21 protein-coding genes are annotated in these 24,267 nt (G+C 65.8%); 10 read left to right on the top strand and 11 right to left on the bottom strand.

Going from position 1 to position 24,267, the window contains the following annotated elements; translation table 11 throughout:
* The first annotated feature begins 130 nt into the window (after positions 1–130).
* The 5 genes from msbA to AWB81_RS15305 all read left to right on the top strand — a co-directional run bounded on the left by msbA (position 131) and on the right by AWB81_RS15305 (position 5,557).
* Positions 131–1,915 (top strand): lipid A export permease/ATP-binding protein MsbA, encoded by a 1,785-nt coding sequence (gene msbA / locus AWB81_RS15320; protein ID WP_235025808.1) that lies wholly within the window; start codon positions 131–133, stop codon positions 1,913–1,915.
* 67 nt (positions 1,916–1,982) lie between these two features.
* On the top strand, positions 1,983–2,951 hold the full coding sequence (gene waaC, locus AWB81_RS15315; protein WP_062636725.1) for a lipopolysaccharide heptosyltransferase I: 969 nt from the start codon (positions 1,983–1,985) through the stop codon (positions 2,949–2,951).
* Complete coding sequence (locus AWB81_RS45710) at positions 2,948–3,115, top strand: hypothetical protein (protein ID WP_159938902.1); 168 nt, start codon at positions 2,948–2,950, stop codon at positions 3,113–3,115. The genes waaC and AWB81_RS45710 overlap by 4 nt, the downstream gene beginning before the upstream one ends.
* A 4-nt stretch (positions 3,116–3,119) precedes the next feature.
* Entirely contained in the window at positions 3,120–4,160 is a 1,041-nt protein-coding gene (locus AWB81_RS15310; RefSeq protein WP_062636724.1) for a glycosyltransferase family 4 protein, read from the top strand.
* Between the two features lie 182 nt (positions 4,161–4,342).
* The gene (locus AWB81_RS15305) at positions 4,343–5,557 is read left to right on the top strand and encodes an O-antigen ligase family protein (RefSeq protein ID WP_235025807.1); all 1,215 of its coding nucleotides are present in this window, start codon (positions 4,343–4,345) and stop codon (positions 5,555–5,557) included.
* 22 nt (positions 5,558–5,579) lie between these two features.
* Here the strand turns inward: AWB81_RS15305 and rng are convergent, their stop codons facing one another.
* From rng to upp, 9 genes are all read right to left on the bottom strand, one after another.
* Positions 5,580–7,049: a ribonuclease G gene (gene rng / locus AWB81_RS15300; RefSeq protein WP_062636722.1), complete on the bottom strand. Its 1,470-nt coding sequence runs from the start codon at positions 7,047–7,049 to the stop codon at positions 5,580–5,582.
* A gap of 7 nt (positions 7,050–7,056) precedes the next feature.
* The gene (locus AWB81_RS15295; RefSeq protein WP_062636720.1) at positions 7,057–7,686 is read right to left on the bottom strand and encodes a Maf family protein; all 630 of its coding nucleotides are present in this window, start codon (positions 7,684–7,686) and stop codon (positions 7,057–7,059) included.
* Between the two features lie 54 nt (positions 7,687–7,740).
* Complete coding sequence (gene rlmH, locus AWB81_RS15290) at positions 7,741–8,211, bottom strand: 23S rRNA (pseudouridine(1915)-N(3))-methyltransferase RlmH (RefSeq protein ID WP_062636718.1); 471 nt, start codon at positions 8,209–8,211, stop codon at positions 7,741–7,743.
* A 22-nt stretch (positions 8,212–8,233) separates the two neighbouring features.
* Complete coding sequence (gene rsfS / locus AWB81_RS15285) at positions 8,234–8,677, bottom strand: ribosome silencing factor (protein ID WP_062636716.1); 444 nt, start codon at positions 8,675–8,677, stop codon at positions 8,234–8,236.
* A gap of 2 nt (positions 8,678–8,679) precedes the next feature.
* Positions 8,680–9,441, bottom strand: a complete 762-nt coding sequence (locus AWB81_RS15280; protein ID WP_087134999.1) for a nicotinate-nucleotide adenylyltransferase — start codon at positions 9,439–9,441, stop codon at positions 8,680–8,682.
* Positions 9,432–10,355, bottom strand: coding sequence for an oxygen-dependent coproporphyrinogen oxidase (hemF, locus tag AWB81_RS15275; protein WP_062636714.1), 924 nt, complete (start codon positions 10,353–10,355; stop codon positions 9,432–9,434). The genes AWB81_RS15280 and hemF overlap by 10 nt, the downstream gene beginning before the upstream one ends.
* A 114-nt stretch (positions 10,356–10,469) precedes the next feature.
* On the bottom strand, positions 10,470–11,759 hold the full coding sequence (gene purD / locus AWB81_RS15270) for a phosphoribosylamine--glycine ligase (RefSeq protein WP_062636812.1): 1,290 nt from the start codon (positions 11,757–11,759) through the stop codon (positions 10,470–10,472).
* A gap of 273 nt (positions 11,760–12,032) precedes the next feature.
* Positions 12,033–12,761, bottom strand: a complete 729-nt coding sequence (locus AWB81_RS15265; RefSeq protein ID WP_062636712.1) for a YebC/PmpR family DNA-binding transcriptional regulator — start codon at positions 12,759–12,761, stop codon at positions 12,033–12,035.
* Between the two features lie 404 nt (positions 12,762–13,165).
* A complete protein-coding gene (gene upp / locus AWB81_RS15260; RefSeq protein ID WP_062636710.1) occupies positions 13,166–13,819 on the bottom strand; it encodes a uracil phosphoribosyltransferase in 654 nt (217 codons plus the stop codon).
* A gap of 454 nt (positions 13,820–14,273) precedes the next feature.
* Between upp and AWB81_RS15255 the strand changes: the two genes are divergently transcribed.
* From AWB81_RS15255 to kdpE, 5 genes are all read left to right on the top strand, one after another.
* On the top strand, positions 14,274–15,053 hold the full coding sequence (locus AWB81_RS15255; RefSeq protein WP_062636707.1) for an SDR family oxidoreductase: 780 nt from the start codon (positions 14,274–14,276) through the stop codon (positions 15,051–15,053).
* Positions 15,054–15,098: 45 nt separating this feature from the next.
* Entirely contained in the window at positions 15,099–15,500 is a 402-nt protein-coding gene (locus tag AWB81_RS15250; protein WP_062636705.1) for a methylglyoxal synthase, read from the top strand.
* A gap of 54 nt (positions 15,501–15,554) precedes the next feature.
* The gene (locus AWB81_RS15245; RefSeq protein ID WP_062636703.1) at positions 15,555–16,529 is read left to right on the top strand and encodes a quinone oxidoreductase family protein; all 975 of its coding nucleotides are present in this window, start codon (positions 15,555–15,557) and stop codon (positions 16,527–16,529) included.
* A 177-nt stretch (positions 16,530–16,706) separates the two neighbouring features.
* Entirely contained in the window at positions 16,707–19,511 is a 2,805-nt protein-coding gene (locus AWB81_RS15240) for a DUF4118 domain-containing protein (RefSeq protein WP_062636701.1), read from the top strand.
* Positions 19,508–20,206, top strand: a complete 699-nt coding sequence (gene kdpE, locus AWB81_RS15235) for a two-component system response regulator KdpE (RefSeq protein WP_062636698.1) — start codon at positions 19,508–19,510, stop codon at positions 20,204–20,206. The genes AWB81_RS15240 and kdpE overlap by 4 nt, the downstream gene beginning before the upstream one ends.
* Here the strand turns inward: kdpE and AWB81_RS15230 are convergent.
* Positions 20,193–20,882 (bottom strand): SDR family oxidoreductase, encoded by a 690-nt coding sequence (locus AWB81_RS15230; RefSeq protein WP_167306354.1) that lies wholly within the window; start codon positions 20,880–20,882, stop codon positions 20,193–20,195. The genes kdpE and AWB81_RS15230 overlap by 14 nt on opposite strands.
* 75 nt (positions 20,883–20,957) lie before the next feature.
* Positions 20,958–24,263, bottom strand: a complete 3,306-nt coding sequence (locus tag AWB81_RS15225; RefSeq protein ID WP_062636693.1) for an efflux RND transporter permease subunit — start codon at positions 24,261–24,263, stop codon at positions 20,958–20,960.
* Positions 24,264–24,267: the final 4 nt, after the last annotated feature.

Below are 24,267 nucleotides of genomic sequence, written 5' to 3'. Positions count from 1 at the left end.
ATACGTGACGGATTACAATAGCGGACTGGCGCGCACCGTGCCTGGCCGCCGCTGCACGGGCCACCTGCATCGGCCGCCTGCGTGAGCCATCATGTGCATGCCGCGCACATCGCACCGACAGAGGAATGATTTGACCCAGCAACAGACACTGAGCAAAACCATTGGCGATGGCACCACCACATCGCCCACGGCCGTGTTGAGGCGCCTCTGGCCTTACATCCGGCCGCTGATGGGCATCGTGATCCTCGGCCTGATCGCGATGGGTTTCGTCGCGGCGAGCGAGGCCGGCATTCCGATGCTGCTCAAGCCCCTGCTCGATCATGGCTTCGGCACCAAGGGCAGCGACAAGGCGAAATGGGTCGTGCCGGCCGCGGTGATCGGCCTCTCGGTCGTGCGCGGCGTCGCGCAGTACGCGTCGGGCTATCTGCTGTCGTACGTGTCGAACAAGATCCTGCTGCAACTACGGCTCAAGATGTTCGAGCGCCTGATCCACACGAGCGCCGGCTTCTTCCAGCGCGAAACCGCGAGCACGGTCATCAACGCGATCGTCTTCGAGGTCAACCAGATCCTGCAGGTGCTTTCGAGCGTCGTCGTCACGCTGGTGCGCGATTCGCTCACGGTCGTGTTCCTGCTCGGTTATCTGTTCATCCTGAACTGGCGCCTCACGCTGATCGTCGCTGTGATCCTGCCGGGAATCGGCTGGCTCGTCTCCAAGATCAACCGGCGCCTGCGGCGCCTGAACCGCGAGCATCAGATGCTCACGAACGAGCTGTCATACATCGTCGAGGAGACGGTCGGCGGCTACAAGGTCGTCAAGGTGCACAACGGCGAACCGTATGAAATGGGCCGCTTCTCCGAGATGAGCAATCGACTGCGCGGTTATTCGATGCGCATGCAGGTCTCGGGCGGGCTCGCGCAGCCGCTCACGCAGTTCCTCGCGTCGATCGCGCTCGCCATCGTCATCACGATCGCGGTGGTGCAGTCGGCGAGCGACCAGACGACGGTCGGCGGCTTCGTTGCGTTCGTCACGTCGATGCTGCTCGTGATCTCGCCGCTCAAGCACCTGATCGACATCAACCAGCCGCTGCAACGCGGCATGACGGCGGCCGAACTGATCTTCGGCCTGATCGACGAGCCCGCCGAGCCGGAAGGTGGCGGCCGCAAGCTCGAACGCGCGGAGGGCGACGTCGAGTTTCGCAACGTGTCGTTCAGCTACGGTTCGCCCGAGCGGCCGACGCTCGATCGCGTGTCGTTCAAGGTCTCGCCGGGCGAGATGGTCGCGCTCGCGGGCCCGTCAGGCAGCGGCAAGACGACGCTCGTCAACCTGCTGCCGCGCTTCTTCGATCCGGCAGGGGGCGAGGTGCTCGTCGACGGCGTAGCGCTTCCGGAGTACCGGCTGGCCGACCTGCGCGGGCAGATGGCGATGGTGAGCCAGGATGTCGTCCTCTTCAATGACACGATCGCCGCCAACGTCGCCTATGGCACGACGCCGGATCGCGAGCGCGTGCAGAAGGCGCTTGCGGCGGCGAATCTCGCGGATGTGGTTGCCGCGATGCCCGACGGCATCGATACGCTGGTCGGCGGCAACGGCATGCGCCTGTCGGGCGGTCAGCGCCAGCGGCTCGCTATCGCGCGCGCCATCTACAAGGATGCGCCGATCCTGATCCTCGACGAAGCGACCTCCGCGCTCGATTCCGAGTCGGAGCGGCACGTGCAGTCCGCGCTGGAAACGCTGATGAAGGGCCGCACGACGCTCGTCATCGCGCACCGGCTCTCGACCATCGAGCGCGCCGACCGCATCCTCGTGATGGAGGCGGGACGGATCGCCGAGCAGGGCAGCCATGCCGAACTGCTCCGGCAGGACGGTCTCTATGCGCACCTGCATCGCATCCAGTACCAGCAACAGGCGGCGTGAGCCTCGTCGTTCTATCCATGCATCACTTGATCAACCCGGCGGATACCGCTCGAAACGTGCTCGCAGAATGAAGCGAATCTTGGTCGTGAAGGTCACCTCGCTCGGCGATGTGATTCAGGCGCAGGCGGTGGTGGGAGACCTGCATCGCGCGTTTCCGGGCGTGCAGATCGACTGGGCCGTCGACGACGCCTTCGCCGACATTCCGCGCTGGAATCCGGGCGTTGCGCGCGTGCTGTGCGCGCCGCTCAGGCGCTTCAAGAAGATGCGCAACCTGAGCGACCTGTCGGCGATCGCATCGTCGATTTCCGACCTGCGACAGGAGAAATACGATGCGGTGCTGGACCTGCACGGCGTCTACAAGAGCGCGATCATCTCGTTTCTCACGCGCTCCAAGCGCCGTTTCGGATACTCGCGGGTGAACCTCGGCGAGCGCGGTGCCGCGTTCGCGTACACGCACCGGTTCGCGCCGCGCCACGACGCCAATGCGTGGGAAGGCATGCGGCGGGCGCTCAGCGAGACCTTCGGTTATGCAATCGAGCCCGTTCCGCCCACCGTTTTCTCGATTCCGAAACCCAAGGCGGCGCCCGACGCCGTGAAGGACGCGCCGTTCGCGCTGCTGTTTCACGCGACGTCGAAGGAAGAGAAGAAATGGCCTGCCGCAAACTGGATTGCGGTGGGCCGCTCGCTTGTCGAGCGCGGCATCACGCCGCTCCTGCCATGGGGTTCGGACGCGGAGCGGCGCGAAGGCGAAGCCATCGCCCAAGGCGTGCCCGGCGCGCGCGTGCTGCCGAAGCTGTCGATCGAGGAGATGGCGCAGCACATCGATCTCGCGGCGCTCGTCGTGGGTACCGACACGGGCCTCGTGCATCTGGCCACCGCGCTGCGCAAGCCGACCGTGATGATCTTCACCGCGACGTCGCGGCCGCACTTCGGCGTGCAGATTCCGGGCGTGTGCGTGTCGATCGGGGACGAGGGCCGCGCGCCGATTGTCGACGAGGTGCTGAACGCCATTGCATCCGTGGAGCGCCGGCCGTGAAGATCCTGTTCACGAAATTTCAGTACGGCCGCGGCGTCGGCCACGACACCTGTATCGTCGCCATCGCCCGCGCTTGCGAAGCGACACCAGATTTTCGTCGCACCCGGCTGAACGCGGGCGCCGGCCTGACCGTTCACGTCGGCGAAGCCTTTCTTTACAGATAGCGAGATGTTCAACCCAGTGTCGAAGCCCGTCATTCACATCATCAACGGATTTCTCAATGCGCACGGCGGCAGCGAACAGGAAGCGCTTTATCTCGGACGCCTCCTCGGCGAGCGAAGCGATGTCAGATTCTGGTCATCGTCGTCGCGGGTTTCGCCCGAGCTTGCGAGCCAGTACGGGATCCGCAAGATCGGACCCGGCGCCGGCAATCGTCCGGATGGCGGCGTCTACGTGTTCGTGGGCGCGCACTGGCGCCGCAGGCTGTGGCCATACCTGAGCGCGGCGCCCGCGCGCCTCATCTACGTCTTCAACACGTTTCATCCGAGGATTCTCTCGCTGACGTCGGCGCATCCGCCCATGCTGCGCTGGCCGAAGACCGAATACGTGTTCATCTCCGAGTTTCAGAAGCAGTTGCTCGGCGTGCCGGGCGAGGTCCAGCCCTCGCCGATCGACATCCGGCTGTTCGCTCCGGCGCCCGGGCCGCGCACGTCGAGCGCGCCGTTGGTGATCGGACGCCTGAGCCGCGATACCGCCGACAAGCACGATCCCGAGGATATCGCCCTGTACCGGAGGTGGGCAGAGGAGGGGGCGCAGGTCCGCCTGCAGGGCGCGACCTGCCTGCGCGATGCGCTCGACGCCGCAACCGCCGCCGGCCCGAACGTGCAGTTGCTGGCCGAAGGCACGATGCCTGCGGCGGACTTTCTTCGCAGCCTGGATGTCTTCTACTACCGGACGGGCGCGCATGTCGAAACCTTCGGGCGCGTCGTGCTGGAGGCGATGGCGTGCGCGCTGCCCGTGGTGTGTCATCGGCGGGGCGGCTATGCGGAGTGGATCCGGCATGGCGAAAACGGCTTTCTGTTCGATTCGACCGACGAGGCTCGCGAGATCGTCGCAAGCCTGATGGCCGATCCCTCGCTGCGAGTGTCCATCGGCGCGCGGGCCCGGGAAACGGTGGAGTCGATGTATTCTAGCGAGGCCGTCGAGCGTCGTACGCGCTTCTACCTGAGCGGCCCACGGGTGCAGGTTCCCGGCGCGTCAGACCATTGAAACGAATGCACGCCAGCCATTGATCGAGCAGGCGGCGCGGCGGGCGAAAACGAGGCAAAAAGGCAGCATCCGAAAGAAAGCGGGGGCGCTGAACCAACAATATGCAAGCGACAATACTTACCCGGCTGCGCGGGGCCCGCACCAATTCCTATCCGTTGATTCTTGCGAGATCGTTCGCTCTCTTGACACTGTGGCTCGTGCCGGTCTCGACGGCCGGCGTGAACCTCGGCTCCGCGCTCTTCACGTTGTGCGCGCTCGGCTCGCCCGAGGTGTGGCGGCGCATGAGAACGATGCGCGCCGGATCGAGCGCGAGCATCGCCGCGCTGATTCTGTTCGTAGCGCTCGCGTTGAGTGTCGTCTACAGTTCGGCGCCCGTGCGCGAGGCATTCGATTTCCTGCTGAAGTACCGCAAGCTGCTTTTCCTGCCGCTGCTCTTTCTCGTCTTCGAGAGCAACGACGACACGAACTGGGCTGCCGCGGCCATCTGGGGACTCTTTGCGACGCTCGTGCTCTCGATGGTGCTGACCTATACCAACGCCTTCGGATGGACCGCGTTCGGCCCGATGCACGGCACGGACGCGGTGTCGAAGCCGTGGGTGTTCAAGGACCATATCTCCGGCGGCCTGATGATGGCTTTCCTGGTCTGCATGGCATTCTCGCTTGCGCGGGCTGCGGAGAATGGCGCCATCCGGGTCCTGCTGTATGGCGTCGCCATGCTTGCGTTGATCAACGTGCTCTTCGTGTTGAAGGGCCGTACCGGGCAGGTCGTCGCGATTGCGTACATGGCAATCTACGTTGTCGTTCAGGCAACGCGGCTCCGTCAATACCACGGTCCTGCGCGCTGGATCGCTGTTCTGGCGGGCGTCGCCGTGTGCGGAGGTTTGGTGTTCTTCGCGCTGAACGCGAAGGATTCGCGGCTAGCCGAAACGACGCAGGAGATCACCCAATACGAAACGCAGAACAAGAACACATCGATGGGCGTGCGGGTCGAATTCTATCGACGCAGCGCGGAGCTGCTCATGGAAAGGCCGATCGCCGGATACGGCGCCGGGAGCGTGCGGACCCAATTCGAGCGGCTCGCGAGCGCGAGCACCGGCGGCCGCGCGGCGATGGCCGGCAACCCGCACAACGAATTCCTGCTGATGGGCGTGCAACTCGGACTGATCGGCGTTGCGCTGTTCGTCTGGCTGCTGGTGACGATCAGACGCGAGTGCGAACGACTTGCGGAGCCCGCTCGATCGATTGCATACGGGTATCTGTTCGCGTTCGTGCTGGGATGCCTGGCCAACTCGCTGCTGCTCAATTTCACCGAGGGAAATCTGTTCGTGTTCCTGATCGGGATATTGATCTATGGTGCGCGGCGGAGGGTGGACGACAGAAGCGCCGCGCCGTCCTGACGCGTTGGCCGCGGCGCGCCGGCTACATCAACACGATGTCGTATTGTTCCTGACTCAGATTCGACTCGACCTGCAACGACACCGGTTTGCCGATGAAATCCATCAGCATTGCCAGATGTTGCGACTCCTCTTCGAGAAACAGGTCGATGACCTGCTGCGAGGCCACCACGCGAAACTCGCGCGGATTGAACTGCCGCGACTCGCGCATGATCTCGCGCAGCACGTCATAGCAAACGGTGCGCGGCGTCTTCACCTGCCCCTTGCCCTCGCACACCGGACACGGCTCGCACAGTACATGCGCGAGCGACTCGCGCGTGCGCTTTCGCGTCATCTCGACGAGCCCCAGTTGCGAGAACCCGTTCACCGTTACGCGCGTGCGGTCGCGCGAAAGTGCCTTCTTTAGCTCGCCCAATACCTGGTCGCGGTGCTCGGCGTTCTCCATGTCGATGAAGTCGATGATGATGATGCCGCCGAGGTTACGCAGCCGCAGCTGGCGCGCGATCGTATGCGCCGCTTCGAGATTGGTCTTGAAGATGGTGTCGTCGAAATTGCGCGCGCCGACGTAGCCACCCGTGTTGACGTCGATGGTCGTCATCGCTTCGGTCTGGTCGATCATCAGATAGCCGCCCGACTTCAGGTCGACGCGCCGCGACAGCGCCCGCTGGATCTCCGCCTCGATGTTGTAGAGATCGAAGAGCGGCCGCTCGCCCGTGTAGTGATGCAGGCGCGACGCCACAGCCGGCGTGAACTCTGCCGCAAAGTCCGCGAGCATCTGATAGGTCTCGCGCGAATCGACCTGGATGCGCGTGGTCTCGTCGTTGACGAAGTCGCGCAACACGCGCTGCGCAAGATTCAAGTCCTGATAGAGCAGCGTCGTTGGCGGCACGCGCTGCGCCTGAGCCACGATCGTCGCCCACGTCTTGCGCAGATACGCGACATCGGCGGCAAGCTCTTCGCTCGATGCGTCTTCGGCGATGGTGCGCACGATATAGCCGCCTTTTTCATCGGCGGGCAAGACGGCGGTCAGCCGGGCACGCACGGCCTCGCGCTCCGCCTCGCTTTCGATCTTCTGCGAAATCCCGATATGCGGTTCCTGCGGCAGATACACGAGCGTGCGCCCCGCGATGCTCACCTGCGTCGAGAGCCGCGCGCCCTTGGTGCCGATCGGGTCCTTCACGACCTGCACCATCAGAGACTGCCCTTCGAACACGATCTTCTCGATCGGCGTATGCGGCGTCGCCGAATGCGAGACGCCCGGGATGCGCGGATGCCAGATGTCGGCGACATGAAGGAAGGCGGCGCGTTCGAGGCCGATGTCGATGAACGCGGACTGCATGCCCGGCAGCACGCGCACGACGCGGCCGAGATAGACGTTGCCGACGCGCCCGCGCGAAAGCGTGCGTTCGACGTGAAGCTCCTGCACGGCGACTTGCTGAACGAGTGCGACGCGGGTTTCCTGCGGTGTGACGTTGATCAGGATTTCTTCGTTCATGGCCTGTTTAGAATTCGACGCGCGCCACGCGCAAGAGAGCTGCGGTTTCGAAAAGGGGCAAACCCATGATACCCGAATAGGACCCCTCGATCCGCTCGATGAACTCCGCTGCGCGTCCCTGAATGCCGTACGCACCGGCCTTGCCGAACGGCTCGCCCGTCGCCGCGTAACGCTGCAATGCAGCACGATCGACGTTTGCTACGCGCACTTTCGAGCGCGACAGCGCGGACGGCAGCAACGTGCCTTCGGCATCGACCACGGCGAGCGCCGTCAGCACTTCGTGTTCGCGTCCCGCGAGTCGTTCGAGCATCGCGACGGCTTCGTTCGCATCGGCGGGCTTGCCCATGATCGCGCCATCGACGGTGACGGTCGTATCGGCGACAAGGATCGGCGCGGCCGGATGATGCCCCGCCACGCGACGCGCATGCGCCGCGTGCGCTTTCAATGCGCAGACGCGCACGACATAGGCATCGGGTGATTCGCCGGGAAGTTCGGCTTCGAGCGCTTCGGCGTCTTCGTCGGGACGCGGAAGCAGCAGTTCGAAGCGCACGCCGAGTTGCTGCAGCAACTCCTGCCGCCGGGGGCTTTGCGAGGCGAGATAAACGAAGGAATGAAGCGGGGAAGCGGGCAGCGGCATCGGAAGCGGTTCTCAGAAGACGTGCGCGAAGACCGCTTTCGATATGACAGGGCCTCAGGCGCGATGATAGGGATGATTCTGCGTGATGCTCCACGCGCGGTAAAGCTGTTCGGCGAGCAGCACGCGGACCATGCCGTGCGGCAGTGTGAGACTCGACACGCGCAGGAGCAGTTCCGCACGCGCCTTCACCTGGGGATCGAGGCCGTCCGCGCCGCCGATCACGAACGCAACGTCGCGCCCGTCCTGCTGCCAGCCGGGCAGTGCGCCCGCCAACTGCATCGTGCTCCAGTCTCGGCCGCGTTCATCGAGCGCGACGAGGCGCGCGTTCTTCGGCAACGCGGCTTCGATGCGCTGGCGTTCGGCCGCCATCACGCTCTCTGCGTTGCGACCCGACGAGCGCTGCTCGGGCTTGATTTCGCGAAGCTCGATGCGCAGTTCCGGCGGCATGCGCTTCGCGTATTCGTCGAAGCCCGCGGCGATCCAGTCGGGCATCTTGTGGCCGACCGCAAGGATATGCAGTTTCATGACGCGCGATGCAACCGCTCGTTCAGCGGCGCGTCGTCTTGCGTGCGGGCTTGGCGGCGGGAGCGTCGTCCTCGGCTTCGGCAAGCGGCTCGCTCGCGCGTGCGCCGCCGAACGTGTTCGGGTTCTGCAGCTTGACGCGCACCGGCTTGTCGCCCCAGACCTCTTCGAGGTTGTAGTACTGGCGCAGCGCCGGCTGCATGATGTGCACGACCGCGTCGCCGCAATCGACCAGCACCCATTCGCCGATCTCCTCGCCTTCGGTGGAGATGATGTCGCCGCCGGCGTCCTTGACCTTTTCGCGCACGCTGTTGGCGAGCGCCTTGGTCTGCCGGTTCGAGGTGCCGCTCGCGACCACGACGCGGTCGAAGAGGGCGGTCAGGTGCGTCGTGTTGAACACCTTGATGTCGTGCGCCTTGACGTCTTCGAGACCGTCGATGATCGCGCGCTGAAGTTTTTGAATTTCCATGGTTACCGTTGGTACAGGTGATGTTGAACAATATAGTCCCAGACGGCGGGCGGGACCTGGCTTCGCGGGTCCGCCCGGTTTGCCGCCGGGGCTTCGGTCGGGTTGTCGTTATGGGTGGCTTCGGTCTCGCGGAAATACTCGCGGATCGCCGTCGCCGATACATCGACCGCCAGCGACTGGTCGATCAGCAGATGGCCGTGCGGCGTCGCGCGGAGGATTTCCGGCGCGGCACCGCGTGCCGCGACTTCGGCCGCGACGGCATCCGGCAGGACCGAGAGGTCGAAACCCGGTCGCGTTTCCACGCAGATGTGGGCGAAGTCGAAGAGACGCTTCCAGTCGTGCCAAGAGTCCAGGCGCACGAGCTGGTCGGCGCCGACCAGGAGCGCAAGCGACGCCTGTGCGCCTTCGCGCTCGCGCCAGCGCGCGAGCGTGTCGACGGTGTAGGTCGGGCCGTCGCGCTCGATTTCATCGGTGGCGACCTTTACCTCGACGCCATCCAGGCGCATCGACCCGGCGGCCGCGCGTGTCATCGCGAGGCGGTGCTGCGGTGCCGAGACGCCTTCCTTCTGCCACGGCTGGCCGGCGGGCAGAAGCACGAGCTCGGTCAGTCGCAGCAAGTCGACGAAACGCGCCGCCAGCGCGAGGTGTCCGTCGTGGATCGGGTCGAACGTGCCGCCGAGAAGGCCGACGCGTCGGGCGCAGAGCGGGTTCGAATTCAGTGTTCGGTCCTTTTTCCGGTGAGTGACATGCGCGCTCAGACCCATTCGCGCGGCACGAGGAAATCGGTGTACAGCCGCGCTTCCGGCGTGCCCGGCTCGGGCTTCCAGTTGTAGCGCCAGTTCGCGACGGGCGGCATCGACATCAGGATCGATTCCGTGCGTCCGCCGCTTTGCAGCCCGAAATGCGTGCCACGGTCGAAGACCAGGTTGAACTCGACGTAGCGGCCGCGCCGGTAGGCCTGGAACGCGCGCTCTGCGTCAGTGTAAGGCGTGTCGCGGCGGCGCTCGATGATCGGCAGATACGCCTTCAGGATCGCGTCGCCGACGCTGCGCATCATGGCGAACGATTGTTCGAAACCGGGCTCCGCGAAATCGTCGAAGAAAATTCCGCCGATGCCGCGCCGTTCGTCGCGATGCTTGAGATAGAAATACTCGTCGCACCACGTCTTGAAGCGCGGATACAGTTCGGCGCCGAACGGCGCGAGCGCGTCGCGGCACACGCGATGGAAATGGCGCGCGTCTTCCTCGTAGCCGTAGCAGGGCGTGAGATCCATGCCGCCGCCGAACCAGAAGAGCGGCGCTTCGCCTTCCCTGGTCGCCATCAGGAGGCGCACGTTCATGTGCACGGTCGGGCAGTGCGGATTCGCCGGATGCATGACGAGCGACACGCCCAGCGCCTCGAAGCCGCGTCCGGCGAGCTGCGGACGCGCCGCGCTCGCGGACGGCGGCAGCGCGTCGCCCGCAACGTCCGAAAAGCCGATGCCGCCGCGCTCGAAAACCCGCCCGCCTTCGAGAATCCGCGTGCAGCCGCCGCCGCGCAGGCGCTCTTCGGGGCCGCGCTGCCAGATGTCGGCCGCGAACGGAACGCCGTCGAAGGCGCCGAGCGTCTCGGCGATCTGCGTTTGCAGGCCGGTGAGATAGGTGCGGACAGCTTGTACGTCGGGGGTCGTGTCGGTCATCGTTGCTGCGTTATGCCATGCGTTGGACGCCGCTTTTAAAGCGTCCCCTTAAAAAACGCGCTGCCGGACGCGAAGGTCCGGCAGCGCGAGTCATGCCTGATCCAGCGGACCGGTTCAGCCGTGACGGTCGTTCTGCTTGCGGTTGACCGCGCGATAGCCGATGTCGCGGCGGTACTGCATGCCGTCGAACGAGATCTGGTTGACTGTATCGTAGACCACGGATTGCGCGCCGCGAACCGAATCCGACAATCCGACGACGCACAGCACCCGTCCGCCGGACGTCGTGAGCTTGCCGTCGGCGAGCGTCGTGCCGGCGTGGAAGGTCACGGCAGTGTCGGTTTCGGCCGGAATGCCGTTGATGCGGTCGCCACGACGCGGCGTCTCCGGGTAGTTGTGCGCGGCGAGCACCACGCCGAGCGCCGTGCGGCGGTCCCATTCGAGCGCCGCGGAATCGAGCGTCCCCGCAATCGCCAGTTCGACCACTTTCGAGAAATCGCCCTTCAGGCGCGCCATGATCGGCTGCGTTTCCGGGTCGCCCATGCGGCAGTTGAATTCGAGCGTTTTCGGGTTGCCCTGCGCGTCGATCATCAGTCCGGCGTACAGGAAACCCGTGTAGCGGATGCCTTCGCTTTCCATCCCGCGAACCGTCGGCTGGATGATTTCGCGCATCACGCGTGCGTGCAGTTGCGGAGTGACGATCGGCGCGGGCGAGTACGCGCCCATGCCCCCGGTGTTCGGACCCTTGTCGCCGTCGAGCAGGCGCTTGTGATCCTGGCTCGACGCCAGCGCCAGCACGTGCTTGCCGTCGACCATCACGATGAAGCTGGCTTCCTCGCCTTCCAGGAATTCCTCGATCACGACGCGCGCGCCGGCGTCGCCGAGCTTGTTGTCGGCGAGCATCGAATCGACGGCCGCGTGCGCCTCTTCGAGCGTCGTCGCGACGACGACGCCCTTGCCGGCCGCGAGCCCGTCCGCCTTGATGACGATCGGCGCGCCTTTGGCGTCGAGGTACGCGTGGGCGGCGGCGGCGTCGGTGAAGGTTTCGTACTCGGCGGTCGGGATGTTGTGGCGTTTCATGAACGCCTTCGCGAAGTCCTTCGAGCTCTCGAGCTGCGCCGCTTCCTTCGTCGGGCCGAAGATTTTCAGCCCGCGCGAGCGGAACAGGTTGACGATGCCGGCCGCGAGCGGCGCTTCGGGACCGACGACCGTCAGCGAGACGTTTTCGCGCTCGACGAAATCGGCGAGCGCGGCGGGATCGGTGATGTCGATGTTTCGCAGACGCTCGTCCTGCGCGGTGCCGCCGTTGCCGGGCGCCACGTAGACGATCTGGACGCGCGGCGACTGCGCGAGCTTCCAGGCGAGAGCATGTTCACGACCGCCGGAACCGACGACGAGTAACTTCATTTGATTCCCCGAATACGTATAAAACCAGTGGCGGCGCAAAACCGGGCGCCGCTCGACGTGCAAAATGTGCGAAACGCGCGAGACGATGAATGCGGGCCGGTCTCGCAACCGGCGTCGTTGCCTTTGCGTTCGTTCCCGTCAGGCAATTGGGAAGGCGGTTCGCGCGGGCATCTGCGGCATCACGCACCTTCCGGCAGCAATTCGTTCGATGGAGCGCGCTTCGCCCGAATCAAGCGAAACCCGTTCCACATGCGCGACGCGCCGCGAACGACCTTACTCTTCGGTGATCGCCGCGTTTGTATAGACTTCCTGCACGTCGTCGAGATTTTCGAGCGCATCGAGCAGTTTCTGCATTTTTGCCGCGTCGTCGCCGGTGAATTCGACTTCGGTCTGCGGCTTCATCGTCACTTCGGCGAGTTCCGCCTTGAAGCCCGCGCCTTCGAGCGCCGCCTTCACCTTCGGGAAGTCGTTCGCGGGGCAGATCACCTCGATGCTGCCGTCGTCGTTCGTCACGACGTCGTCGGCGCCGGCTTCGAGCGCCGCGTCCATCAGCTTGTCTTCCGCCGTTCCGGGCGCAAACAGGAACTGGCCGACGTGATCGAACATGAACGACACCGAGCCGTCCGTACCCATGTTGCCGCCGTGCTTCGAGAACGCGTGGCGCACTTCCGCGACGGTGCGGGTACGGTTGTCCGTCATCGTGTCGACGATGATCGCCGCGCCGCCGATGCCGTAGCCCTCGTAGCGGATTTCCTCGTAATTCGCGCCGTCCACGCCGCCCGTGCCGCGCTGGATCGCGCGGGTGATGTTGTCCTTCGGCATGTTGGCGTCGTACGCCTTGTCGACGGCGAGCCGCAGGCGCGGGTTCGTGTCGGCGTCGCCGCCGCCCATGCGGGCCGCGACCTGGATTTCCTTGATGAGGCGCGTCCAGACCTTGCCGCGCTTCGCATCGGCCGCTGCTTTCTTATGCTTGATGTTGGCCCATTTCGAATGACCCGCCATTACCTTTCTCCGTCCGCGCGCAAGGGCGTTAAGCCGCGCGCCTGTGTTTCAGTGTGTCCGCCCGGCTTAAAGCGTGTCCGGCTTGGGCGACGGGCGATCGATGCGTGTTCCGGCCGAATTCCGGCCGCCTTTCTGCCAGTCTTTTCGACGCCATATCCGGCGTCTTGCACAGGGGTTTTCGCCCGGAAAGGCCGGCTGCGCGGCGCTCGGGACGGCTGAGCCGCCGTCGGGGCAGCAAACCGGGGCCGTGAACCGGGCAGACCGGAATTTTATCATGGCGCCAGATGCCGGCAGGCGCCGGGAGGCGGGAAAAACGCGCGCCCGGCAAGCGGAATTCGCCGAAAAGCGGCGATTTTCTGCGGGGCGTGGCGCAATCGCCCCGCGAATGACGTTGCAAGGCGCGTTCAGTTTCTCGTGCCGAAGAGCCGGTCGCCGGCGTCGCCGAGACCGGGCACGATATAAGCATGGTCGTTCAGGTGCGAGTCCAGCGACGCGACGTACAGCTTCACGTCCGGATGCGCATCGGAAAACACCTTCACGCCTTCGGGCGCCGCCACCAGCGCGACGAACACGATGTTCTCGCCGTGCACCTTGCGGCGCTTCATCACATCGACGGCGTGCACCGCCGAATAGCCCGTCGCGACCATCGGGTCGCACAGGATGAATACGCGCTCTTCCAGGTCGGGCGGCAGGCGCACGAGATATTCGACCGGGCGGTGGTCGTCGTCGCGATAGACGCCGATATGGCCGACCCGCGCCGACGGCACGAGGTCGAGCAGGCCGTCCGACATGCCGATGCCCGCGCGCAGCACCGGCACGATAGCGAGCTTCTTGCCGGCGATCACCGGCGCGTCGATTTCGACGAGCGGGGTCGCGACGCGCTTGGTCGTGAGCGGCAGGTTGCGGGTGATCTCATAGCCCATCAGCAACGTGATTTCGCGTAGCAACTCGCGAAAGGTGCGCGTCGACGTGTCCTTGTCCCGCATGTGGGTCAGCTTGTGCTGGATCAGCGGGTGGTCGAGGATGAAGAGATTGGGAAAACGGCTGTCCTGGGTCATGGGAGTCGCGCGGAGGGCGCATGGAGTGTTGTTCGGCCGACGGCTCGCGCCGGATCGCGCGCGAGGGCCCGTCGCCGCGACACGGCTCGGGCAGCCTGACGCGCCGGGCTGGGACGATCCCGCCAGTTTACCGAAAACGGCATCGGTCATAAGGAAGATTCGAATGCGCGGCGGCGCGGGCGACGCCGAGCGAGCCGCCGACGTCCGCGCCCCGATTCTTCTATCATTGCGCGAACGGACCGTCACGCCGACGTGTTTCACGCCACCGCTGTGCGGCGGCGACGGATCGCCATCAGCAATCGAACAAGAACCGAGCAACTTTCTTACATGAGACCCGAGCGAGGCGCATCGGACCCGGGTAAGCGCATGGGATCAGAGCAGGCGCTGCAGTGACTCTGACCGGCAGCGCCAACCCCGTTCGGCAGCGCCAGTGCCGGTCGACAAAGGAGCAATAATGGATATGGGAATCGCAGGGCGCACGGCCCTGGTTTGCGCGGCCAGCAAGGGACTCGGGCGCGGTTGCGCCGAAGCGCTCGCGGCCGAGGGCGTCAACCTCGTGATCGTCGCGCGCACGAAGGAGACGCTCGACGCCACCGCCGCCGAAATCCGAGCCAAATACGGCGTCGACGTGAAGGCTCTCGCGTGCGACATCACCACGCCCGAAGGCCACGCCGCGGCGCTCGCCGCGTGCCCGGCGCCGGACATTCTCGTGAACAACGCGGGCGGCCCGCCGCCTGGCGACTTCCGCGACTTCACGCGGGACGACTGGATCAAGGCGCTCGATGCCAACATGCTCACGCCGATCGAGCTCATCAAGTTGACCATCGACGGCATGATCGATCGCGGCTTCGGGCGCATCGTCAATATCACGAGTTCGTCGGTGAAGGCGCCGATCGACGTGCTCGGCCTGTCGAACGGCGCGCGCTCCGGGCTGACGGGTTTCGTCGCCGGCGTCGCGCGCAGGATCGCGGCAACGGGCGTCACGATCAACAACCTGCTGCCGGGCACGTTCGATACGGATCGCATCGCGGACACGCTCGCGGCGCAGGCGAAGGCCCAGAACATCTCGCTCGAGGAAGCCCGTGCGCGCCGGGCGAAGGCGCTGCCGGCGGGACGCTTCGGCACCCCCGATGAGTTCGGCCGCGCCTGCGCGTTCCTGTGCAGCGTGCACGCGGGCTATATCACGGGACAGAACTGGCTCATCGACGGCGGCGCCTATCCGGGCACGTACTAGACGCCGCTTTCCCTATAACCATAGACAACGACAGGAGCCACATCCATGAGCACACGCGTCGCGCTGATCGCGCACGACATGAAAAAGGACGACATCGTCGCGCTCGCGGGCGAATACGTCGATACGCTCGCGCAATGCCGGCTCGTCGCCACGGGCACGACCGGCTCGCGGATCGCGGCGGCGCACGGCCTCGAGGTCGAGAGGAAGCTCTCCGGACCGCATGGCGGCGACCTGCAGATCGGCGCGGAACTCGCGGAAGGGCGTGTCGATGTCGTGATCTTCCTACGCGACCCGATGACGCCGCAGCCGCACGAGCCGGACATCAACGCGCTGGTGCGCGCCTGCGACGTGCACAACGTCCCGTGCGCGACGAACATTGCGACCGCGCGCATGATTCTCGACGAGTTGCGCCTGCGCCTTGCACGCGCGGCGTCCGCCGGCCAATGAAGCCCGACGAAGCCAATTTAAGCCAATGAAGCCCACTGAAAGCAGGAGACTCCGATGACAAAAGCAATCCGATTCGACAAGACCGGCGGCCCGGAAGTGATGAAATGGGTCGACGTGAGTGTCGGCGAGCCGGCCAAGGGCGAAATCCGCGTGAAGCACCACGCGGTGGGCCTGAATTTCATCGATGTGTATTTCCGCAACGGCCTCTATCCGATGCCGCTGCCGGGCGGCCTCGGCATGGAGGCGGCAGGCGAGGTGACGGCGGTGGGCGAAGGCGTCACGCGGTTCAAGCCGGGCGACCGCGTCGCGTACGCTTCGCGGCCGCCGGGCGCGTATGCCGAGGAGCGCGTGATGTCGGCGGACTACGTCGTCGCGCTGCCCGATGCGATCGGCTACGAGGAGGCCGCTTCGATCATGCTGCAAGGCCTGACCGCGCAATATCTGCTGCGGCGCACCTATCGCGTGAAGGAGGGCGACACCGTGCTGATCCACGCGGCGGCGGGCGGCGTCGGCATGCTGGCCTGCCAGTGGGCGAAGGCGCTCGGCGCGACGGTGATCGGCACGGTCGGTTCGGACGAGAAGGCGGAGCTCGCGAAGGCGCACGGCTGCGACTACCCGATCGTCTATACGCGCGACAACTTCACGAAACGCGTGCGCGAGATCACGAACGGCGCGGGCGTCCCGGTGGTCTATGACTCGATCGGCAAGGACACGTACACGGCGTCGCTCGATTGCCTGGCGCCGCTCGGACTGTTCGTGAGCTTCGGCAATTCGTCGGGGCCGCTGCCGCCGATCGATTCGTCGGAGTTCGCCGGACGCGGCTCGCTCTACTTCACGCGGCCGACCCTCTTCAGCTATATCGCGAAGCGCAGCGATCTCGACGCGATGGCCGCCGAACTGTTCGATGTCATCGAATCGGGCAAGGTGAAGACAAACGTGCGGCAACGCTACGCGCTAAAGGACGCGACGCAGGCGCACGCGGATCTCGAAGCGCGCAGGACGACGGGCTCTACGATTCTGCTGCCTTAAGAAGGCCACGGAAGTTTTCGCCAGGCAAACGCACACAGGCGGCGCGCATGCGCCGCCTGTGTGCGTTGATGGTGATGGATCTGGCGCGCGGCGCTGCGGACGCTCGCCGGCCATGACACTGAAGGGCGCCAGTTCGGCATACTAGGAGAGCCGCCCGATATCCGTGACCGACCCACCATGAGCCGTCCCGACCCCGACCAATTGCTCGACAAGCTCCAGCGCGACGAGCAACAGCGCCAGCGCGGACGCCTGAAGATCTTTTTCGGCGCGTCGGCGGGCGTCGGCAAGACGTATGCGATGCTGCAGGCCGCGCGCCGCCGCCGCGCCGAAGGCGACGACGTCGTGGTCGGCATCGTCGAGACGCATGGCCGCGAAGAGACGAAGGCGCTCCTCGAAGGGCTCGACATCCTGCCGCGCGCGTCGATCGAATATCGCAACCGCGCGCTGACCGAATTCGACCTCGATGCGGCGCTCGTGCGCCGCCCGCGACTGATCCTCGTCGATGAACTCGCGCATTCGAACGTGCCCGGCGCGCGGCATCTGAAGCGCTGGCAGGACGTCCACGAGCTGATCGACGCGGGCATCGACGTCCATACGACCGTCAATGTCCAGCATCTCGAAAGGCTGAACGATGTGGTCGGGCAGATCACCGGCATCCGTGTTGCCGAGACGGTGCCCGACCGCGTGTTCGATCGCGCCGACGAAGTGACGCTCGTCGACCTGCCGCCCGAAGAGCTGCTCGAGCGTCTCGGCCAGGGCAAGGTCTACCTGCCGCAGCAGGCCGAGCGGGAGGTGCGCAACTTCTTTCGCAAGGGCAACCTGATCGCGCTGCGTGAACTGGCGCTCAGGCGCACCGCCGATCGCGTCGATGCGCAGATGCGCGAATACCGCGCCGACCGCTCGATCGACCGCATCTGGCAGGCGCGCGAGCGGCTTCTCGCGTGCATCGGTCCGGGCGACGCGGCGCCAGGCGTCGTGCGCGCCGCCGCGCGCCTGGCCGCGAGCCTGAGAGCAGACTGGATCGCCGTCTACGTCGAAACGCCGCGTCTGCAGCGACGCTCCGACGCCCGCCGCGAACGCACGATGCAGGCGCTCAAGCTCGCCGCCGAATTCGGCGCGGAGACGGTGACGCTCGCGGGCACGGACGCCGTCGCGACGCTGATCGGCTATGCAGAGGCGCGCAACGTGTCGAAGCTGGTGGCGGGCGCGTCGGCGCGGCGCGGCTTCGCGCGTTTCGTCCGAAGGCCGTTCGGCGAGCGGCTCGCCGAACGTGCGGGCGACCTCGATCTCACGCTGATACGCGCGCGCGAAGGCGCGGGCGGCGGGTTCGCCGAGCCGCCCGATGCCGGCGCCCGCGCGTGGCACGACGCGCTTTCGATGCCGCGCGAACATCCTTCGAAGCCCGGTGCGTACGCGATTGCCGCCGCGATCTGCGCGGCGATCACGCTCGTCGCGAGCGCGGTCAGTGAGCGCATCGATCTGGCGAATCTCGTGATGCTGTACCTGCTGGGCGTCGTGTTCGCGGCGGTGCGGCTCGGACGAGGCCCGAGCGTGCTGCTGTCGTTCCTCTCCGTCGCCGCGGTCGATTTTTTCTTCGTGCCGCCACGCATGTCGCTTTCCGTGTCGGACACGCAGTATCTGCTGACCTTCGCCGGCATGCTGCTGACATCGCTCGTGATCAGCCATCTGACGTCGAGCCTGAAGCGCGAGGCGCGCATCGCCGAAAAGCGCGAGCGGCGCACAAGCGCGATGTACGCGATGGCGGGCGAACTGGGCGCGGCGCTCGCGACCGAACAGATCGTCGGGATCGGCATGCGGCACGTGAGCGAAGTGTTCCGCGCGCGGGTCGCGATCCTTCTGCCCGACAGCGCCGATCAGGTGCGCCAGAAGCTCGACGCTTCGGACAGCGCGTCGGAGGTGCTGCTGCTCGATTCCGGCTCGCTCGATCCCGATGTCGCGCAGTGGGTCTATGACCAGCAGAAGCCCGCCGGGCGCGGCACCGGCACGCTGCCCGCGGCGGCCGCGCTCTACCTCCCGCTGAAGGCGCCGATGCGCACGCGCGGCGTGCTCGCGGTGCTCACGCGCGATCCCGCCGAACTCGACGTGCCCGAACAGAAGCGCATGCTCGACACCTTCGCCGCGCAGATCGCGCTCGCGCTCGAACGCGTGCACTACGTCGACATCGCGCGTGACGCGCTCGTCAGCATGGAGTCCGAGCGCCTGCGCAATTCGCTGCTGTCGGCTGTGTCGCACGACTTGCGCACGCCGCTCACCGCGATCGTCGGCTTTGCGTCGATGCTCGCGGAAACCGGTGGTGATGCGCGCTCTGCGGCGAACGCCGAACTGATCGAAGCCATTCACGACGAATCGCTGCGCATGACGAGCATCGTCACGAACCTGCTCGACATGGCGCGGCTGCAGGCGGGCGGGGTGCGCCTGAACCGGCAGTGGTCGCTGCTGGAGGAGACCGTGGGCGCGGCGTTGCGCGCGTGCCGGCGCATGCTCGGGGCGCGGGCCGTCGAGGTGCGTCTTCCCGCCGACCTGCCGCTTCTGCAACTCGATGCGGTGCTAATGGAGCGCCTCTTCTCGAACTTGCTTGAGAACGCGGCGAAGTACACGCCCGCCGATGCGCGGCTCGGGATCGGCGCGGAGCGCATCGAGACGGACGGCAAGCCGTTCGTGCGCGTCTTCCTGGACGATAGCGGCCCGGGCTTGCCGCCCCGGCTTGCGGATCGAATCTTCGAGAAGTTCACGCGTGGAGAGAAGGAATCGGCAAAGCCTGGCATCGGGCTCGGACTCTCGATTTGCCGGGCGATTGTCGAGGCGCACGGCGGTACAATCGGCGCGGCCAATCGCATCGACGGAGAAGGGCGCACCCAGGGCGCGCGCTTCTGGTTCACGCTGCCCGTCGATGCGCCGCCACCCGCGCCGGGCATCGAGGAAGAGGAGCGCGACATCGCCCGCATTTACGACAAGCCATGAGTGAGCCGACCGTTACCGTCGTTCTGATCGAAGATGAAAAGCAGATCCGGCGCTTCGTGCGCGTGTCACTGGAGGCGGAGGGCATCGCGGTGCACGAGGCGCCGACCGGCAAGCAGGGGCTCGTCGAAGCCGCGACGAGGAAGCCCGACCTCGTGATCGTCGATCTCGGATTGCCTGACACCGATGGCATCGACGTGATTCGCGAGTTGCGCAGCTGGACCGACTTGCCGGTGATCGTGCTTTCCGCGCGCACCCAGGAAGACGAGAAGGTGGCGGCGCTGGACGCCGGCGCGGACGATTACCTGACCAAGCCGTTCGGGGTGTCGGAGCTGATGGCGCGAATCCGGGCGCATCTGCGGCGGCGCAACCAGGCGGCGGCGAATGAATCGCCGCGGGTTTCGTTCGGAACGGTGGTGGTGGATCTTGCGATGCGGCAGGTCACGCGCGATGGCGCGCTCGTGCATCTGACGCCGATCGAGTATCGCCTGCTCTCGACGCTCGTGCGGCATGCGGGCCGCGTGCTGACGCATCGGCAGTTGCTAAAGGAAGTGTGGGGGCCGTCGCATGTCGACAGTCACCATTACCTGCGCATCTACATGGCGCATCTCAGGCAGAAGCTGGAGCGCGATGCTGCCCAGCCGGAGCATATCGTTACGGAGACTGGCGTGGGGTATCGGCTGGTTAATGCTGTATAGCGGTGGCCGTGTCGACCAGCGCGCCCCGGGCACCCACGGCTTCCCCGAGCACATCGCCGATAGGCAGATTCCCGCCGACGAAACCGATCACGCGATCCTCGACCCCGCGCGTCACGCACTCCACGGCCATGCGCGCCACATCCTCGCGCGACACCGCCGGCGCACCCGCCGCTCGTTCGGAGGCAAGCGCGATCGTCCCGCGCGCAGCTTCATCCGACAAAGGCCCCGGCCGCAAGATGACATACGGCACGCCGCGCTTCTGCACGTACTCGTCGCTTTCGCGCTTCATTCTCGAATAGTGCTTGAGCGCGAGCGAATTCGCCTCGGGACAGTAAGCTGAAATCGCGCTGATCACCACGAGCTGCTGCACGCGCCGGCGCTTCGCGTAATCCGCAGTGCGCTCGACGGCGTCGCGGTCGATCGCCCGCTCCTCGTTCACGCCCTCCGTTTCCGCCGACCCGGCCGCGTAGATCACGTGCGTGACATCGTCGAATGCGTGGGAAAAATCTTCCGTCAGATCGCCGAGCACGATCTGGGCGCCAAGCGCGACGAATTCCGGCTTGTGCGCGGACTTGCGCAACATCGCCCTGAACGGGATGGATTCAGCTTGCAACTGCCGCGCGATGTGGCGGCCCGTGCGGCCGTGCGCGCCAATCAGCAGGACTTTCATCGAAATCGCTCCTCGTCGGATAAAGCCACGTCTTAAACGTTAAGCGATTTTCGCGAATCCTGCTGTTGGCGGTTGCATGCGTCACTCCGCGGCGTTCGCCGGCCGCGCGCCGCCGCGCTTTCTCTCGCGGCGCTCTTCGCCACGAACGCGGAAACGGTCCATGTAGAGATAGACGACGGGCGTCGTGTAGAGCGTGAGCATCTGGCTCACGATCAGCCCGCCCACGATCGCGATGCCGAGCGGCGCGCGCATCTCCGACCCTTCGCCGGTGCCGAACGCGAGCGGCAGCGCGCCGAGCAGCGCCGCGGCGGTCGTCATCATGATCGGACGAAAGCGCAGCAGGCACGCCTGTTCGATTGCGTCGCGCGAACTCGTCGCGCCGTGCCGCTGGGCTTCGATCGCGAAGTCGACCATCATGATCGCATTCTTCTTCACGATGCCGATCAGGAGGATCACCGCGATCAGCGCGATGATGCTGAACTCGGTCTTGAAGAGGAGCAGCGCGAGCAGCGCACCGATGCCGGCGGAAGGCAGCGTCGAGAGAATCGTGATCGGATGGATGTAGCTCTCGTACAGGATGCCGAGCACGATGTAGACCGCCGCGAGTGCGGCGAGAATCAGGAGCGGCTGGTCGTTCATCGACTGCTGGAACGCCTGCGCCGTGCCCTGGAAACTGCCGTGGATCGTCGCGGGCATGCCGATTTCCGCCATCGCCTGATAGATGGACGCGGTCGCCTCGGACAGTGACTTGCCGGGCGGCAGGTTGAACGAGATGGTCGAGGCGACGAACTGGCTCTGGTGGTTCACCGAAAGCGGCGTGTTGCCCGGCCCGAACTTGGCGACGGCCGAAAGCGGGATCATCGTTTCCTTCGAGGTCGACACCGCCGCGCCTGACGACGACCCCGACTTGCCGCTCGACGCGATCGAGTTCGTGGCCGAGTTGCGCACCGAGGCGAGCGAGAGCTGCGTCGCGGTGTCGGTTGCGCCGCCGGTGGCTGCGCTGGTTGTCGCGGATGCGATGGACGTCGTGGTCGAATTCGTCGATGCCGCGCCGCTTGCGGTGCCGCCCGATGTGCTGATGTAAAGCTGCTTCAGCATCTCCGGGTCCTGCCAGTACTTCGGCGCGAGTTCCATCACGACGTGATACTGCGAGAGCGCGTTGTAGATTGTCGAGACCTGGCGCTGGCCGAACGCGTCGTAGAGTGTGTTGTCGATCTGCGCGGGCTTGATGTTGAAGCGCGCGGCCGTGGCGCGGTCGAACGTCACCATCGCTTCAAGCCCGCCTTGCTGCTGGTCGGAGTTCACGTCGGCCAGCCCGGGGAGCTTTTGCAGCGCCTCGGTCAAAAGCGGCGTCCACTTGTAGAGATCGGACGTGCTGTCGGAGAGCAGCGTGAACTGGTATTGCGCGTTCGACTGCCGGCCGCCGACGCGAATATCCTGCACGGCCTGCAGGAACGTGCGCGCGCCCGCGACATCCGCGAGCGGCTTCCTCAGGCGCTGGATCACCTGATCCGCCGACACCTTGCGCACACTCTTCGGCTTGAGTGAAATGAACATAAAGCCGGAGTTGGTCTGCCGGCCGCCCGTGAAGCCCGCGACGCTGTCGACGGCCGGATCGGCCTCCACGATGTGCATCATCTCGGAGAACTTGCCCTTCATCGCCTGGAACGACGTGCTCTGGTCCGCCTGGATGCCGCCGACGATCCGCCCTGTGTCCTGCTGCGGGAAAAAACCCTTCGGCACGATGATGTAGAGATAGACGTTGAGGCCGATGGTCGCGAGCAGCACGCAGAGAATCAGCCGCGGATGCGCGAGCGCCCAGCCGAGCGTGCGCGCATAGCCGCGCTGCATGCGGTCGAACTGGCGCTCCAGCCAGCGCGCGACGCGGCCTTCTTCCTTCTTTTCATGCGGCTCGCGCAAGAGACGCGAGCACATCATCGGCGTGACGGTCAGCGAGACGACGAGCGACACCCCGATCGCAAGCGACAGCGTGAGCGCGAACTCGCGAAAGAGCCGTCCGACGATGCCGCCCATCAGCAGGATCGGCAGGAACACGGCGACGAGCGACACGCTGATCGACAGCACCGTGAAGCCCACTTCCCGTGCGCCGAATATCGCGGCCTTCATGCGCGGCGCGCCGTTCTCGATATGCCGCTGGATGTTTTCGAGCACGACGATCGCATCGTCGACGACGAAGCCGGTCGCGATGGTCAGCGCCATCAGCGAGAGATTGTCGAGTGAGAAGCCGAGCAGGTACATCGCCGCAAAGGTGCCGATGATCGAGATCGGCACGGCGACGCTCGGGATCAGGGTCGCCCGCCAGTTGCGCAGGAACAGGAACACGACCATCACGACGAGCGCCACCGCGATCACGAGCGTCAGTTCGGTGTCGTGCAGCGATGCGCGGATCGTGGTCGAACGGTCGGCGGTCGGCGTGATCTCGACGTCGGCGGGGAGCGCCGCCTGCAGTTGCGGCAGCATCGACTTCACGCGGTCGATGGTTTCGATGATGTTCGCACCCGGCTGCCGGTAGAGAATCACGAGCACCGCGCGCTTGTTGTTGATGAGGCCGAGGTTGCGCAGGTCCTCCACCGAATCGACGACTTCGCCCACGTCCGACAGCTTCACCGGCGAGCCGTTGCGATACGCGACCACCAGATCGCGATACTGCGAGGCCTTGCTCGCCTGGTCGTTCGTGTAGAGCTGGAAGCGGCTGCCCTTGAACTCGATCGCGCCCTTCGGGCTGTTCGCGTTCGCCGAAGCGAGTGCCGCGCGCACGTCTTCCAGCCCGATGCCGTAGTGAAAGAGCGCGCCCGGCTCCAGCTCGACGCGCACGGCCGGATTCGCCGAGCCGCTCACATCGACCTCGCCGACGCCCGGCACGGTCGAGAGCGTCTGCTGCAAAACGGTTGCGGCGGAGTCGTAAAGCGAGCCGGCGGTGCGCGTCGGCGACGAGAGCGCGAGCACGAGGATCGGCGCGTCGGCGGGATTGACCTTGTGGTAGGTCGGATTGCTTTTCAGCGACGCCGGCAGGTCGGCGCGCGCCGCGTTGATCGCGGCCTGCACATCGCGCGCGGCGCCGTCGATGTCGCGGTTCAGGCCGAATTGCAGCGTGATGCGCGTCGAGCCGACCGAACTCATCGACGTCATTTCGCTTACGTCGGCGATCGAACCGAGATGCCGTTCCAGCGGGCTCGCCACGCTGGTCGCGACCGTCTCCGGGCTCGCGCCCGGCAGGCTTGCCTGCACGGAAATGGTCGGGAAGTCGACTTGCGGCAACGGCGCCACCGGCAGCTTGGCGAACGCGAACATGCCGGCGAGCGCGACGCCGATGGCGAGCAGCGTTGTCGCGACGGGGCGGTCGATGAAGGGGCGCGAGAGGTTCATCGCG

Source organism: Caballeronia arationis (genome assembly GCF_001544975.2).
GTDB lineage: Bacteria > Pseudomonadota > Gammaproteobacteria > Burkholderiales > Burkholderiaceae > Caballeronia > Caballeronia arationis.
The sequence above is the reverse complement of the archived record's forward strand: the minus strand, read 5'-3'. Positions and strand labels throughout refer to the sequence as shown.